The sequence below is a fragment of the Microbispora rosea genome (assembly GCF_900156315.1).
In the GTDB taxonomy this organism is placed as follows: Bacteria; Actinomycetota; Actinomycetes; order Streptosporangiales; family Streptosporangiaceae; genus Microbispora; species Microbispora rosea.
Map to the genome: position 1 here is coordinate 328,872 of NZ_FTNI01000004.1, position 14,972 is coordinate 343,843.

9 protein-coding genes, 1 tRNA gene and 1 pseudogene are annotated in these 14,972 nt (G+C 69.4%); 7 read left to right on the forward strand and 4 right to left on the reverse strand.

Translation table 11 applies throughout. From position 1 onward, the window contains the following. Positions 1–12 precede the first annotated feature (12 nt). The gene (glmU, locus tag BXA11_RS08760) at positions 13–1,482 is read right to left on the reverse strand and encodes a bifunctional UDP-N-acetylglucosamine diphosphorylase/glucosamine-1-phosphate N-acetyltransferase GlmU (protein WP_076434028.1); all 1,470 of its coding nucleotides are present in this window, start codon (positions 1,480–1,482) and stop codon (positions 13–15) included. Positions 1,483–1,664: 182 nt separating this feature from the next. Beyond that, positions 1,665–1,735: transfer RNA gene (locus BXA11_RS08765), tRNA-Gln, on the reverse strand. A 459-nt stretch (positions 1,736–2,194) separates the two neighbouring features. Between BXA11_RS08765 and BXA11_RS08770 the strand changes: the two genes are divergently transcribed. The 4 genes from BXA11_RS08770 (at position 2,195) to BXA11_RS08785 (ending at position 7,799) form a co-directional block, all read left to right on the forward strand. Further along, a complete protein-coding gene (locus BXA11_RS08770; protein ID WP_030507648.1) occupies positions 2,195–3,133 on the forward strand; it encodes an acyl-CoA desaturase in 939 nt (312 codons plus the stop codon). 322 nt (positions 3,134–3,455) lie between these two features. After that, complete coding sequence (locus BXA11_RS08775; protein WP_083744077.1) at positions 3,456–4,475, forward strand: TetR/AcrR family transcriptional regulator; 1,020 nt, start codon at positions 3,456–3,458, stop codon at positions 4,473–4,475. 274 nt (positions 4,476–4,749) lie between these two features. Next, a complete protein-coding gene (locus BXA11_RS08780) occupies positions 4,750–6,846 on the forward strand; it encodes an RNA degradosome polyphosphate kinase (RefSeq protein ID WP_076434030.1) in 2,097 nt (698 codons plus the stop codon). 23 nt (positions 6,847–6,869) lie between these two features. Next, positions 6,870–7,799 (forward strand): NUDIX hydrolase, encoded by a 930-nt coding sequence (locus tag BXA11_RS08785; RefSeq protein ID WP_076434031.1) that lies wholly within the window; start codon positions 6,870–6,872, stop codon positions 7,797–7,799. Between the two features lie 12 nt (positions 7,800–7,811). Here the strand turns inward: BXA11_RS08785 and BXA11_RS08790 are convergent, their stop codons facing one another. Beyond that, positions 7,812–9,269, reverse strand: coding sequence for a CYTH and CHAD domain-containing protein (locus tag BXA11_RS08790; protein ID WP_076434032.1), 1,458 nt, complete (start codon positions 9,267–9,269; stop codon positions 7,812–7,814). 59 nt (positions 9,270–9,328) lie between these two features. Further along, positions 9,329–10,087: a trans-aconitate 2-methyltransferase gene (locus BXA11_RS08795; RefSeq protein WP_208865555.1), complete on the reverse strand. Its 759-nt coding sequence runs from the start codon at positions 10,085–10,087 to the stop codon at positions 9,329–9,331. Between the two features lie 83 nt (positions 10,088–10,170). Between BXA11_RS08795 and BXA11_RS08800 the strand changes: the two genes are divergently transcribed. The 3 genes and pseudogenes from BXA11_RS08800 to BXA11_RS08810 form a co-directional block, all read left to right on the forward strand. Beyond that, on the forward strand, positions 10,171–10,695 hold the full coding sequence (locus BXA11_RS08800; RefSeq protein WP_076434033.1) for a MarR family winged helix-turn-helix transcriptional regulator: 525 nt from the start codon (positions 10,171–10,173) through the stop codon (positions 10,693–10,695). A gap of 503 nt (positions 10,696–11,198) precedes the next feature. Beyond that, complete coding sequence (locus BXA11_RS44405; RefSeq protein WP_244303579.1) at positions 11,199–12,920, forward strand: trypsin-like serine peptidase; 1,722 nt, start codon at positions 11,199–11,201, stop codon at positions 12,918–12,920. A 1,698-nt stretch (positions 12,921–14,618) separates the two neighbouring features. After that, positions 14,619–14,972: pseudogene (locus tag BXA11_RS08810) on the forward strand (trypsin-like serine peptidase); the annotation flags it as partial.

A 14,972-nucleotide genomic window follows, 5' to 3' on the forward strand; every position in this document is an offset into this window, starting at 1 on the left:
CAGACGTCGGCACTAGTCATCGGCGGGGTTCCCGCCGTTCGCCGCGGCCTCCTCGCGGGCTTCGCTCGCCCGCCGGGCGGCCTCCGCGGACCGGGTGCCGGCGCGGCGGCGCTCCACCCAGCCCTCGATGTTGCGCTGTTTGCCGCGGGCGACCGCCATCGCCCCGGGCGGCACGTCGGACGTGATCACCGAGCCGGCGGCCGTGTAGGCGCCGTCGCCGATGGTGACCGGGGCGACGAGCATGTTGTCGCTGCCCACGCGCACGTGGTCGCCCACGACCGTGTGGTGCTTGGCGACGCCGTCGTAGTTGACGAAGACGCAGGCGGCGCCGATGTTCGAGCCGACCCCGATCGTCGCGTCGCCGACGTACGTCAGGTGCGGGATCTTGGAGCCCTCGCCGATCCGCGCGTTCTTGGTCTCGACGAACGCGCCGATCTTGCCCTTGGGGCCGAGCACGGTGCCGGGGCGCAGGTAGGAGAAGGGGCCCACGACGGCGCCGGGGCCGATCTCCGCACCGTCGGAGACGGTGTTGCGCACGACGGCCTCCTCGCCGACGACCGTGTCGGTCAGCGTGCTGCCCGGCCCGACCTCGGCTCCCGCCCCGATCCTCGTGGCGCCCTTGAGCTGGGTGCCGGGGTGGATCACGGCGTCGGGCTCCATCTCGACCCCGGCGTCGACCCACGTGCTGGCCGGATCGACGACGGTCACACCGGCGCGCATGTGCGCCTGGAGGATGCGGTCGTTGAGCACGCGCCGCACGAAGGCGAGCTGGACGCGGTCGTTGACGCCCTCGACCTCGGCGTGGTCGGCCGCCACGTGCGCGCCCACCCGGTGGCCGTCCTCGCGGAGGATGGCCAGCACGTCGGTCAGGTACTCCTCGCCCTGGGCGTTGGCGGCGCCGATGCGCTTCAGGCCGTCGGCCAGCAACGCGCCGTCGAAGGCGTACACGCCGGAGTTCATCTCGGCGATCGCGCGCTGCTCGGGGGTCGCGTCCTTCTCCTCGACGATCTCCAGCACCGCGCCGTCCTCGTCGCGCACGATCCGGCCGTAGCCGGTCGGGTCGGGGACGACGGCGGTCAGCACCGTGACGGCGTTGCCGTCCGCGGCGTGCCGTTCCAGCAGGGCCACCAGGGTCTCGGTGCGCAGCAGCGGCGTGTCGCCGTACGTCACCAGGACGGTGCCGTCGAACGGGCCCTCGGCTTCGAGCGCGGTGCGCACGGCGTGGCCGGTGCCGTTCTGCTTCTCCTGGACGACCGTGCGGGCGTCCGCGGCGCTCGTCGCGAGATGGGCGGCGACCAGCTCACGCGCATGCCCGATGACCACGATCAGCCGCTCGGGCGACAGGCCGCGCGCGGCGGCCAGCATGTGGTCGACGAGCGCTCGGCCGCAGACCTCGTGGAGGACTTTGGGGTTCTTCGATTTCATCCGGGTGCCCTCGCCCGCGGCGAGGACGATCACGGCTGCCGGGCGCGGCACACTCACGGATTGAGGCTCCCTCGGCGTCGCGGCTCACTACACGGATCGTGACTGTACGAATCGAGGGCGGCTTCCCACGCGTCCACTACCCAGGAACCGCACGGTCACCCGCTCGACAAGGTGAGCTTACCTGCCGTACCCCAGGAGGGAACCAGCCCCCCTCGGGCTCTGACGGCCTGATGAACAGGCTCCCGGGGGAGGATTCGAACCTCCGTTGACAGAACCAAAATCTGTAGTCTTGCCCCTAGACGACCCGGGATGGGCGCAAAGTGCCGTTTTGCCGGATTCCGGCAGCCCCGGAATCCGCACTCAGGATACAGAGCCGTCCCCCCGGCGCGCGCCCCCAAAATCCGGCGCGAGGAAATCGTCACAGGAAGCGGAAGAACGCCAGGACGTCCCGCGACGAGCAGGCCGGGCGCAGGCCCACGCCTCACCCCGCGCCAGCGGACTCGCGCACGCGCGAAGCACGGCGGCCGGGGATGTTACCGAGAGGACTTTCCGGGCAGATCGCCGTCGACGCCGCGGCATCGGCGACGCGGCCGGAAGCGAGCACGAGGCATTACCAGATGGCCGACCGTTGGTGCAAGGCGTGGATTCGCCACCAGATGCGGCCCGGACCGTCACCTTCCACACATTCGCTCTTAGGGATTCCTAACTTACGATGGCGTAGGTTACGGTTCCGTAGCCAGACATTCTTCCCCATCTCGTGAGGTAGCCCATGACCGTCCTGACCGAACGTCCCTCACCACAGCCGAAGCCTGAGTTCGAACCGGAAGGCAAGAGCAAAGCCGACCTGGTCGTCTTCGCGCTCGTCGTCGGCCTTCCGATCCTCGCAGTCATCGCCGCAGTGCCCTTGCTCTGGGGATGGGGCCTGGGCTGGACGGACGTCGCGATCGCCGGCGTCTTCTACGTCGTGTCCGGCTTGGGGGTCACGGTCGGGTTCCACCGCTATTTCACACACGGCTCGTTCAAGGCCAACCGGCGTCTGAAGATCGCCCTCGGGATCGCCGGCAGCCTGTCGCTGGAGATGTCCGTGCTGGACTGGGTGGCCGCCCACCGCAAGCACCACAAGTTCTCCGACAAGGAGGGCGACCCCCACTCGCCGTGGCGGTTCGGGCCCGGCTTCAAGTCGATGTGCAAGGGCCTGCTGTACGCCCACGTGGGCTGGCTCTTCGAGGTCGAGCGCGTCAACCGCGCCAAGTACGCCCCGGACCTGCTCAAGGACCCGGACATCATGAAGCTGCACCGGTGGTTCCCGACGCTGGCGATCACCTCCCTGCTGCTCCCGCCGGTCCTGGGCGGCCTCATCACCTGGTCGTGGCAGGGCGCGCTGACCGCGTTCTTCTGGGGCACGCTGATCCGGATCGGGCTGCTGCACCACGTGACCTGGTCGATCAACTCCATCTGCCACGTGTTCGGCGAGGAGGTGTTCGAGTCGCGCGACAAGTCCCGCAACGTGTGGTGGCTGGCCATCCCGTCGTTCGGCGAGTCGTGGCACAACCTGCACCACTCCGACCCCACCTGCGCCCGGCACGGCGCCCTGAAGGGCCAGATCGACCTCAGCGCGGGTATGATCCGCTGGTTCGAGAAGGCCGGATGGGCCTACGACGTGCGCTGGCCGACCCCCGAGCGGCTGGCGGCGAAGCGAATTGCCTGACGATTCAGTCAGCGCTGACGGCAGGGCCGCTCCGCGGAACGCGGCGGCCCTGTCCCTCACACCGACGTCCCTCACCCCGACGTCCCTCACACCGACGTCCCTCACCCCGACGTCCCACACATCGACGTCTCTCACGCCGACGTCCCCCGCAGCGGTGCCCTCTTCTCCGGAAGCGCGCGCCACATCCGCCCTCCCGGCACCGGCCAGACGCGGCACTCGTACGGCCCCCGCCTCCGCGGTGGTCGTACCGGCGCGTCCGGCTACTTCCGCCAAGCAGAGGCGAACCGGCCCGAACCGGGTCCGGGCCGCCACACCCGCCATGATGGAACCCGTGAGCGAGTCCTCTCGATCCCGAAGACGCATGACCGGCGCGGAACGGCGCGAGCAGCTGATCCAGGTCGGTCGTGCCCTGTTCGCGGACAAGGGCTTCGACGGCACCTCGGTCGAGGAGATCGCGGCCAGCGCCAAGGTGTCCAAGCCCGTGGTGTACGAGCACTTCGGCGGCAAGGAGGGCATCTACGCCGTCGTCATCGACCGGGAGATGCAGCGCCTGCTCAGCCTGGTCACCCAGGCCCTGTCGGCCTCGCATGCCCGCATCAAGCTGGAGCGGGCCGCCCTCGCCCTCCTCCAGTACATCGAGGAGAGCAGCGAGGGCTTCCGCATCCTGGTCCGCGACTCCCACGCCGCCTCGGGCACGGGCACCTTCGCCAGCCTGATCAGCGACATCGCCAGCCAGGTGGAGGACGTGCTGGCCGACGAGTTCAAGGAGCGCGGCTACGACCCCAAGCTCGCGCCGATGTACGCCCAGATGCTCGTGGGGATGACCGCCCTCACCGGACAGTGGTGGCTGGAGGTGCGCAAGCCGCGCCGCGAGGAGGTCGCCGCCCACCTGGTGAACCTGTCCTGGAACGGCCTGACCGGCCTCGATTCCAATCCCATGCTCACCGCCGCGACGCGCGGCCTGGTCCTGTCCCCCACCGTGGAGACCCGTACGGCGAGACCCGGCGAGCGCGAGTCGAAGGAGCAGGAGAAGCTCCGCCGCGAGCAGGAGAAGACGCGCGAGCGCGAGCAGCGCGAACGCGCCAAGCAGCTCGAACGCCAGCAGCGCGAGCTGGAGAAGGCCAAGGAACGCGAGCAGCGCGAACGGGCCAAGGAGCTCGAACGGCAGATGAAGGAGCAGGAGAAGCTCCGCCGTGAGCAGGAGAAGACGCAGGAGCGCGAGCAGCGCGAACGCGCGAAGGAAGTCGAACGCCAGCAGCGCGAGCGGGCCAAGGAACTGGAACGCCTGCAGCGCGAGCGGACCAAGGGACTCGACCGCCAGCAGCAGCACGGGGAGATCTGACCCTCCCGCCGGCGGCCCGCGGGGCGGTCGCCGGGCGGCGCGCCGGCAACACGTGGGGCGTGCGCGGGGGATCAGGAGCGCGGGAGGCGCGGCCCCGAGCCCACGGAACGCGTCCAGGGTGCGCGCGGGCGGTCGCCGGACGGCAGCGCCGGGGGGTGCCGGGGCGTGCCGGAGGTGCGGGGATCAGGGACGACGCGCCCGCCGGAGCCGGTCTGACGCTTTCGTTGCGGTTAAGTTAACGTTCTGTTCAACGACTTGGGGCATATTTCGTTATATGTCCGCCCAAAGCTCCCCTGCCCATGAGCCCGAAGAGGCCGACCTCCCCGCGCACGCCCCGCTGCCCAACGAGCGCTTCCTCAATCGGGAGGAGAGCTGGCTCCTGTTCAACGAGCGCGTCCTGGAGCTGGCGGAGGACTCCTCGGTGCCGCTGCTCGAACGGCTCAGGTTCCTCGCCATCTTCGCGAGCAACCTGGACGAGTTCTTCCGGGTGCGGGTGGCCGGGCTCAAACGGCGGATGGCCACCGGCCTGCTCCTGCGGACGACGGGCGGGCTGAAGCCGAGCGAGGCGCTGTCGCGCATCGCGACCGTCGCCGACGAGCTCGTGCGCAGGCACGCGGCGATCTTCCACGATCGCATCTGCCCGGAGCTCGCCGAGCAGGGCATCGCGATCGTCCGCTGGGACGACCTCGCGAGGGACGAGCGGACGGCGCTGCGCAAGCTCTTCCGTGAGCGGATCCGGCCGGTCCTGACGCCGCTGGCCGTCGATCCGGCCCACCCGTTCCCGTACATCTCGGGTCTTTCGCTGAACCTGGCCGTGACCGTGCGGAACCCGGAGGACGGCCACACGGTGTTCGCGCGGGTGAAGGTCCCCTCGCAGCTCCCCCGGTTCGTGACCGCCTCGCCCAACCGGTTCGTCCCGCTTGAGGATGTGATCGCGGCCCACCTGGGCGAGCTGTTCAAGGGCATGCAGATCGTGCAGCACCACGTCTTCCGGGTCACCAGGAACGAGGACCTGGAGGTCGACGAGGACGTCACCGAGAACCTCATGAAGGCGCTGGAACGCGAGCTGCTGCGCCGCCGCTTCGGGCCGCCGGTGCGGCTGGAGGTCGAGGACACCATCACCCCCCAGGTGCTGGAACTGCTCGTGGACGAGCTCGGCGTGTCCGACAACGAGATCTACCGCCTGCCCGGGCCGCTCGACTTAACGGGGCTGCACGCCATCGCCGACCTCGACCGCCCGGAGCTCCACTACCGGCCGTTCGTCCCGGCGGAGGCGATCAGCGCCGAGGACGACCTGTTCACCGTTCTGCGTGAGCGCGACATCCTCATCCACCACCCGTACGACTCGTTCGCCACGAGCGTGCAGCGGTTCGTGGAGGAGGCGGCGGCCGATCCGGACGTACTGGCGATCAAGCAGACCCTCTATCGCACCAGCGGCGACTCGCCCATCGTGGACGCGCTGATCGACGCGGCCGAGGCGGGCAAGCAGGTCGTGGTCGTGGTGGAGATCAAAGCGAGGTTCGACGAGCACGCGAACATCTCCTGGGCGCGCAAGCTGGAGACGGCCGGGTGCCACGTGGTCTACGGCGTGCTCGGCCTCAAGACGCACAGCAAGCTGTCGATGGTGGTCCGCCAGGAGGCGGGCGGCGAACTGCGGCGCTACTGCCACATCGGCACCGGCAACTACAACCCGAAGACGGCCCGGCAATATGAGGACTTCGGCCTGCTGACCGCCGATCCGCAGGTGGGTGAGGACGTCACCGACCTGTTCATCCATCTGACCGGCTACTCCCGCCAGTCCGAGTATCGCCGGCTGCTGGTCGCGCCCAACTCGCTGCGCCAGGGCCTGCTCGCCCGGATCGAGCAGGAGATCGTCCATCGCGAAGCGGGCCGCCAGGCCCGGATCCGGATCAAGACCAATTCGATCGTGGACGAGCCGATCATCGACGCGCTGTATCGCGCCTCGCAGGCGGGGGTGCCGGTGGACCTGTGGGTTCGCGGCATCTGCACCCTCCGCCCCGGCGTTCCCGGCCTGTCGGAGAACATCCGCGTACGCAGCGTGCTCGGCCGTTTCCTCGAACACTCCCGCGTGTACGAGTTCGGCGGAGGGCGCCGATCGGAGATCTGGATCGGCAGCGCCGACCTGATGCGCCGCAACCTGGACCGGCGGGTCGAGGCGCTGGTCAAGGTCACCAGCCCGCAGCAGCGCCGGTATCTGTCCGACCTGCTCGACCTGGCGTTCCGCGACACCACCACCGCCTGGACGCTGCACTCCGACGGCAAGTGGCTGCGTCACCGGGGCGAGGTCGATCTCCAGCACCACCTGATCGCGGGGAGGCGCTGGCGGACCGTGGACGACGTGACGGACTGACGGCCGAGGGCAGGGTCAGAGGTATGGCCACGGGCATGATCAGGGCGGCCGGCGCGGTCGTCTGGCGCGGGAACGAGGACGACCCGGAGGTCGCTCTCGTGCACCGCCCGGCGTACGGCGACTGGAGCCTCCCCAAGGGAAAGCTCAAGCGCGGCGAGCACGTGATCGCGGGAGCCCTGCGCGAGGTGCGGGAGGAGACCGGCCTGCGGGTCGTGCTCGGCCGTGCGCTGCCGCCCGTGCACTACATGCACGGCGGCCGGCTCAAGCGGGTGGACTACTGGCTCGCCCACGCTCTCGACGACCAGGTCGCGGTCGACGGCGACGAGGTCGACGAGGTGGCGTGGCTGCCGATCCAGGAGGCACGGCGGCGCCTCACCTACGCGTGGGACCGCGGCCTGCTGCGCGCCGCCGGCGCCGCTCCCTTCGTGACCACGCCGCTGATCCTGCTGCGCCACGCGCTGGCGGGCTCCCGGCAGGAGTGGAAGGGCGACGACGACCTGCGCCCGCTGGACGAGCGCGGCCGCGCCCAGGCCGAGGTCCTGGCCACGGTGCTGGGGGCCTACCGCCCGGCCGTGCTGGTCAGCTCGCACAGCAGGCGCTGCACGCAGACGCTCAAGCCGTACGCCGAGCGGCACGGGCTGGAGGTGCGGGAGGAGACGGCGCTGTCGGAGAGCGGCTACGACCCGCGGGAGGCGGAGCGGCTGGTGCGCGATCTGTCGGCCGCGCCCGAGCCGGCGGTGCTGTGCAGCCACGGCAAGATCCTGCCCGAGCTGCTGGGCATGGCGGGCGGGGCACTGCGCGGCGTGCGGACGGCCGACCGCACCCTCGCCAAGGGCGGCTTCGCCGTACTCCACCGGGCGGCGGACCGCACGGGCGCCGTCGACAACGACGTGGACGACGTGGACGACGACGCGGCCGAGCACGTGCTAAGCCTTGAGCGCTACACCACCTAACCCCCCGCGTGATCAGGAGAGGCGGGACCAGACGGCGGGGAACTCCTCCTGGGCCCGGGCCGCCTCGGCGCTCTCGATGCCCGCGAGCACACCGTAAGTGAAGGTGTCCTCCCCCGCCTGCCGAGCCCTTTCCGCCTCCTCCAGCAGCACGCCCTGGGCGACCACACCGTCCTGGTGCCGTCCCAGCACCTCCTGCACCTCCGTGGCACGCTCGGCCGCGCCGGACATGCCGGCGGCCTCCGCCGTGTATCGGGCCCGCTTGGCCGCCTTGCGCACGTCGTGCATGGCCGCCTCCCGTTCCTCGCCCTCCTCGATGCGCCGCGCCGCCTCGTAGGCGTCGGTCACCCGCCGCCAGTTCCTGTCCACGATCTTGGGCAGCGCCTTGTCCGCAGTCTTGGCCGCCGCGGCCGTCAACGGCGGGTCGGCGGCCAGCGCGTCGAGGGAGTCGAGCAGCGCGAAGTAACGGCTCTCGCTGAGCGCGCGCCGGATGCGCTCGTACGCGTCGTGCTCCCTGGCCATCAGGTCGTCGCCCAGCCTGCGGCGCGCGTCGGCGGTGACGAAGCGGGGATCGAGGTCGTCGAGCCGGGCGGTGAAGCGGGCCCTGATGACCTCCAGGTCACGGGCCTCGCCCAGCACCTCACCGAGCCACCTGAGCTCCTCCTGAAGGTCCTCGGTGCCGGCGACGATCCGCTTGAACGCCTTGAGCGCGCTGCGCAGGCGGCGGCAGGCGACTCTGGCCTTGTGGACGGCGTCCTCCTCGGCCAGGCGCACGTGCGGGTCCTGCGCGATCAGCGCGTCGGCGTGATCGCGGAGGTAGGCGACGACGACCTCCCCGGCAGAACCGGGCTCGGGCCGGGTCCTCGGCGGCGGCGCGGGGACGCGGTCTCCGAGGACGCGCGCGAGTTTGCTCGCGCTGTCCGCGGGAGCGGCGCCGGCCTTGCGCAGCCGCTTGGCCACCTTCTTGAGGAGGTCGCGCTCGCCCTCCTTGAGCTCGGCCTCGACCTCGCGCCAGCGCCGCACCACCGGCTCGTCCCCGAGCACCGTGCCCTTCACGCGGTCGTCGGCGATCTCCACGAGCACCGTGCCGCCGGGACCGAGCAGCCGGGTGATTCCCCGGCGGGTCTCCAGCTGGGCCACCGGCGCGAGCGCGGCGCCCCGCGTGTACGCGAGGACGAGGCTCGCCAGCTCGGCGGGCACCACCTTGGCGCCGCGGGTGAGCGGCCGGGTGATCTCCTGACGGGCGCCCTTGGCCTTGGGCAGCTTGAGATGCCAGCCCTCGTCGTCCCCGCCGCGCCGCCGGCGCAGGGTGACGCCCCGAGCCGCCAGCCGTAGATCGGAGGTGTCGAAATAGACCGCGGTCAGCCGGTGGGACAGCGGCTCGGACACCCCCTCACACCCCGGCACACCGCCCAGGTCGGGCAGGGCGAAGCCCTCAGGAACGTCGAACTTGTCCTCGATCTCCAGCGCCACCGTTACCCCCGAATGTCCCGGTTGGCGTCATACTGCCACCCCAAGGTGAACGCAGACCCTCACAGGTGCGCGGCCACGAAGATCCGGCGGAACGGGAACGGCGTGCCGTACGGCCTGGGCGGGTAGGCGGCGCGCAGGGCCCGGGCGCAGTCGGCGAGGAAGCCGGCGTGGCGCTCGGGCGGCAGCCGGTCGAGCATGGGCCGCAGGGCCGTGCCCTTGATCCAGTGCAGCACGGCGTCCTCCCCCGGCAGGACGTGGACGTAGGTCGTCTCCCACGCGTCCACGGTGAAGCCGAGACCGGCGAGCAGGTCCACATAGTCGGCCGGCTCCCCGACCGGCGCGCCCCGCGGCACGTCGCCCAGCTCCTCTCGCCAGGTCGTACGGCACAGCTCGCGCACGACGGCGTGACTCGGCGCGTCGAAGTTGCCGGGCACCTGGAAGGCGAGCCAGCCGCCCTCGGTCAGGTGGCCCCTCCACCGGCGCAGCAGGTCGGGGTGTTCCGGGATCCACTGCAGGAGCGCGTTCGAGACGATCACGTCGACCGGCCGCGGCGGGTGCCACTCGCGGACGTCGGCCACCTCGAACGTCGGCCCGGCCGGCGCCTTGGCGATCATCGCGGGCGAGGAGTCGACGCCGTGCACCTGAGCGCCCGGCCATCGACCACACAAGGTCGCCGTGAGTTCCCCGGTGCCGCAGCCGAGATCGACGACATACTCGGGCGACCTGGCGCCCACCCGGGCCACGAGCTCGTGGAAGGGGCGGCCACGCTCGGCCGCGTACCGCTCGTAGACCTCCGGATCCCAGATGTCCGTGCCCATGCCGGCACCTCCATTATCTTGACGTCGAGATAAATCGATATCGCGGGAGATATCTCGATGTCAAGAGAAGCTAGACTCGGCCCATGACCTTCTCGAGGCCCGTCGAGGACGAGGTGGACCGGCTGGTCGCGGCCTGGAGACAGGAGCGCCCGGACCTGGACGTGACGCCTCTCGAAGTGCTGAGCCGGGTCTCCCGGTTGAGCCGGCACCTGGAGCGCGAGCGCCGCGCGGCCTTCGCGTCGCACGACATGGAGTCGTGGGAGTTCGACGTGCTGACGGCCCTGCGCCGCGCGGGAGAGCCGTACGAGCTCAGTCCGGGCGCGCTGCTGCGCGCCACTCTGGTGACCTCCGGCACGATGACGAACCGCATCGACAGGCTGGCCGCCGCCGGACTGGTAGTCCGGCGCCCGGATCCGGAGGACCGGCGCGGCGTGCTGGTGCGGCTGACCCCGGCCGGCATGCACCGCGTCGACGCCGCCTTCGCCGACCTGCTGCGCCGTGAACGCGAACTCCTCGCGGGCCTCGAACAGCACGAGCAGCAGGCCCTCGCCGCCCTGCTGCGCAGGCTTCTGATCCCCTTCGACGCCTCCGACGCGCCCGCTCACTGATCCGGCCGAGCCGTTGTCACCCCCGGTCGAAGCGGCAGGGAGGCCGAGGCTCGATGACGTCACGGTAGAGACGGAAACCGGCCGGACTTCGGCGGAGTTTCAGGCTGACAAACGCCCCCATCAAGGTCACGACCTGCTCATTTTTACTATTTGTCGCTTTTGGCGCTTTCAACGACACACCGCACGCCACGTCAACCCGCCATTGACTCATTCGCATCCGGCATGAATATGGCGATATAAGTGTGATTTTCGTCACACGAGTCTCTTGGATCGGTCCAGCACCGGTCGCGGCCCAAGCCCGGCCGAATGGTCTGTGATCAGCAGAGACGAGGCGCCCATCGCCGCGGTGGTGCGGCCCTCGCGCCGAGGCGAAGACCCTGCGGGCACGGAGGGGAAACTCTGAAATTTCTGTTTTCAGAGGGTTTCTCGTTATAACTTCCCACCGTTCCTTCACTGACGCATGGGGCGCAAGTGACGCCCCACGACAGACCAGGGAGATCCAGTTGAAGCGCACTCTCGCTCTCGGCGGGGTCGCGGCCGGCCTACTGGCCTCCGCGGCGATCGCCGCCCCGGCTCACGCCGACCAAGTCCCGTCCATCAACCTCGCCAAGACCAACTTCGCCGCGAAGGAAATCGCCGCGTTCTGGTTCGGTGAGGCGCGGGCCAACCTGATCAAGGCCACGCCGTACGGCGTGGAGACCAAGATCTCCGCCAAGCACGTGTCGACCGGTGGCGCGTCCGCCGACACCAAGGCCGGTGTCGTGGGCTCCAGCGGTGACCAGAAGGCCGCCACCGGCACCCTGAAGAACGTGAACCTGCCGAAGACCACCGGCAAGGTGTTCTTCATCGGCGCCGACCACAAGCCGCACTGGTGCTCCGCCACCGCCGTGCAGTCGCAGTACAAGAACCTGGTGGCGACCGCGGGTCACTGCGTGTACGACACCAAGTCCAACGCGACCACCCTCGACAAGTGGGTCTTCATCCCCGGTTACTACGAGGGCAAGACCCCCTGGGGCATCTACGTCGGCAAGACCGCTTACACGCACTACGACTACAGCGTGTACGAGGACGGCGACCGCGACTACGCGTTCGTCACGGTCTACAACGGCGTCCAGGTCACGGACGTGCGCTACGACAAGCCCGGCCGCGACGACCACCACGGTCGTGACGACCACCACGGGCGCGACGACCACGGGCGCGACGACCACGGCAAGTACCGTGGCGGGCGTGACCACGACGAGCACGGCTGGCACGTGGCGCCCGTCTCCGTCCGGCAGTTCCAGGCCCTGAACCGGGGCAGGGACCTCACCGGCAACGGCCCCTGGGCCAAGGGCACCGGCGTCCAGACCCACGAGATCAGCGAGCGCGCCTACTTCAGCCACTCGGACTCGTACGTCAGCCGTGACGGGAAGACCCTCTACTTCCGTAAGAAGGTCTGGGACCACGACGAGCACAGCGGTCCGAAGCACGACGACAAGCAGCTCACGCCGAAGGCCGCGCCCAGCGGCGAGAACAACCGTCTGGCGCCCCCCGGGCCCCAGACGCCTCCCGGGCCTCCGAAGCCGCCGCACCCGACCGCCACGGTCACGACGACCGCGACGGCCACCGTCACCGCGACCGCCACGGTCACGACGACCGCGACCGCGACCGTCACGGCGACCGCGACGGTCACCGCCACTCCCACCTACAGGCCGACGGGCAAGCCTCACCACGAGGCGAAGTACAAGTACTACGCCCGGACGTTCTGGGCGCAGAGCCGCGACGACCACCGGCCGCACGGCACCCTGAAGATCACGCTGAAGGACGTCGGCGCCCTCGGGTCCAACGTCGGTGGTCAGGGTCTGGCCTACAACCAGAAGATCGGCACCTCGATCTTCATGTTCGGCTACCCGAGCGGGTCGCACCCGGACGGCAACTACGCCTTCACCGGCAAGACCCAGAAGTGGGCCTACGGCAAGACCTTCAAGGCGAGCGCCGCGGCCGTCAAGGGCGAGGAGCTCGTGGGCGTCAAGTCCTCCTTCACGGGCGAGGGCGCCATCGGCTCGTCCTGGCTGTACCGCTACAGCAACGCGAAGCGGCTCGGCTACCTCAACGGTGTGACCATCGGTGTCGCCGACACCGACGGCAACGGCCGCATCGACACCAGCATCTCGCCGTACTTCGACGGTGAGACGCTGGCCGTCTACAAGACCGCCGCGGCCAACTGGTCCGGCAAGATCGTCTGAGTCTCCGACTCCTGACGTTCAGGAGGGCCCGGCTGTCCGCAGCCGGGCCCTTTCCTTTTGCCCACTAAAGATCCTTTTGTCCAGCAAAGGCGGCCACTCGCCCATCGGCGACGAGAGCGGGCAGCGCCCTGTTCGCATGGTCGCGACGGCCGCGGTCCGGCCTCGGCGGCCCGGCCGGAAGCCGCCGGCCGACTGTCCTGCGGCATCGACATCTACCTCAATACGGCCGTGGAACCGCCGTTCCGTGCCGTCCTCCGTACCGTCCGTCCTCTGCGGCGTCCTCGGCCCCGCGTACTGGAACACGCCGCGACTGTCGCGGCGAACCACCCGCACGCCACCGCCGCGACCGCGACGCTTCCAGCGCGCCCCCTGGCGCTTCCTGGCGCTTCTTGCACTGCTTCCTGCACGGCTTCCCGCGCGCCCGTGGTGGAGCCAGCCGATCGCCGGCCGAGTTCGCGGAGCCACGGTGTCGGGGCTTTACTCCGCACATCGGCATTACGGAACGCACTTCCTCGGGGTCAGGGGCACCCTTCCCGACGCCGCCGAGAGAGCCCAGGGGAAACCACCCGAACAAAGAGCGAGGGGGTCACGGGAAATTCCACCCATCAAGAACAATCACCCCTGACCACACGGTAAATCCAATTGCAGAGATCAACCGACGACAAAGTGACGAGGAACCTCCGGAAAACGAGCAACGACCCGGTATCGCCAACCTTCCGGGAGCCCACTCGCCGGTCCCTCGGATGAGACCACATCATGAACGGAAGAAAACCCGGGCGGTTTTCACTCCTCTTCCGCCAGGCGAAGACTCGTAGCTGCGGGAAGCCATCGAGGATAACCGTTCAAGGTAGGCCGAATCCAGACGACTTATCGATCTACCTGGGAAAACATCACCGACCTCTGCCGCCGGCGCGCCGCCGAGGACCTGCGACGCCCGTCGCCCCACCCTCTCCGCGACGGACGAACGATCACCACAGAAACTCCGAGAGAAATCTCCCACAATCGCGATGGACACCGCCCCGGAAACGCTTTCCAGCCGCGCCGAGAGCGCACGGTGCGAGCGATGCGGTGATTCGCTAAAAGGTGCCCGCGACGCCCACACGCCTCTCTTCGACCACTCCGAAGGGCTCGGAAAATTTCGGACATCCGATCAGCTGGCTTACCGCTTGGTAACAATCCCTGCGGGAGGGCTCAGGAACCCTTCAGGAAGGCTCTCGCCGCATCGCGGCCACCGCGTCGCGATGCCGTCCGGGCCCAGCGGAACCGGAGCCGGGCCGAGGCGACGCCCGGCGGTCCCGAGACGGTCACACCCCGGTGATCGGCGATCAACCTGCCCCTTCGCGTTTCCTCTTGATCGTCAACTCACACCCACCGGGCGGTTACACGGACCACGGTCCAGGCGAACGGGCAGACTCCGACGCAATCTGCCGGTCATCCGGTTTCACTCAAACCTGTGATTTACGTCACATTGTCGGGTGACCGATCCGGTGCGCAGTGTCACGGATCTCGTCCCGCACAGCCGGTGATCAGCTCATTTTCAGCTTCCGTTCAGGAACGACCGTGAGCACCAGAGTTGGGGGCAATGCGCGAACCACCCAATTCGACTTACGTCACTCCAATTCGTCCTATAGCTTTCTCCCCGTTCCTCACTGACGGATGGGGCGCAAGTGACGCCTCACGACAGACCAGGAGAAAGTTATGAAGCGCACTCTCGCTCTGGGCGGGGTCGCGGCCGGCCTGCTGGCCTCCGCCGCCATCGCTGCCCCGGCTCACGCCGACTCGGTTCCGGCCGTGAACCTGGCCAACACCAACACCGCTGCCAAGCAGGTCGCGGCGTTCTGGTACGGCCAGGCCAAGGCGAACCTGATCAACGCCACGCCGTACACGGTGGAGACCACGGTCCCCACCAAGCACGTGTCGACCGGCGGCGCGTCCGCCGACACCAAGGCCGGCGTTGTCGGGTCCAGCGGTGACCAGAAGGCCGCCACCGGCACCCTGAAGAACGTGAACCTGCCGAAGACCACCGGCAAGGTGTTCTTCATCGGCGCCGAC

Coding starts and splice junctions, on each gene's coding strand:
- BXA11_RS08770 (WP_030507648.1), top strand. CDS start 2,195: ATGACCGTCCTGACCGAACGTCCCTCACCACAGCCGAAGCCTGAGTTC.
- BXA11_RS08775 (WP_083744077.1), top strand. CDS start 3,456: ATGGAACCCGTGAGCGAGTCCTCTCGATCCCGAAGACGCATGACCGGC.
- BXA11_RS08780 (WP_076434030.1), top strand. CDS start 4,750: ATGTCCGCCCAAAGCTCCCCTGCCCATGAGCCCGAAGAGGCCGACCTC.
- BXA11_RS08785 (WP_076434031.1), top strand. CDS start 6,870: ATGGCCACGGGCATGATCAGGGCGGCCGGCGCGGTCGTCTGGCGCGGG.
- BXA11_RS08795 (WP_208865555.1), bottom strand. CDS start 10,087: ATGGGCACGGACATCTGGGATCCGGAGGTCTACGAGCGGTACGCGGCC.
- BXA11_RS08800 (WP_076434033.1), top strand. CDS start 10,171: ATGACCTTCTCGAGGCCCGTCGAGGACGAGGTGGACCGGCTGGTCGCG.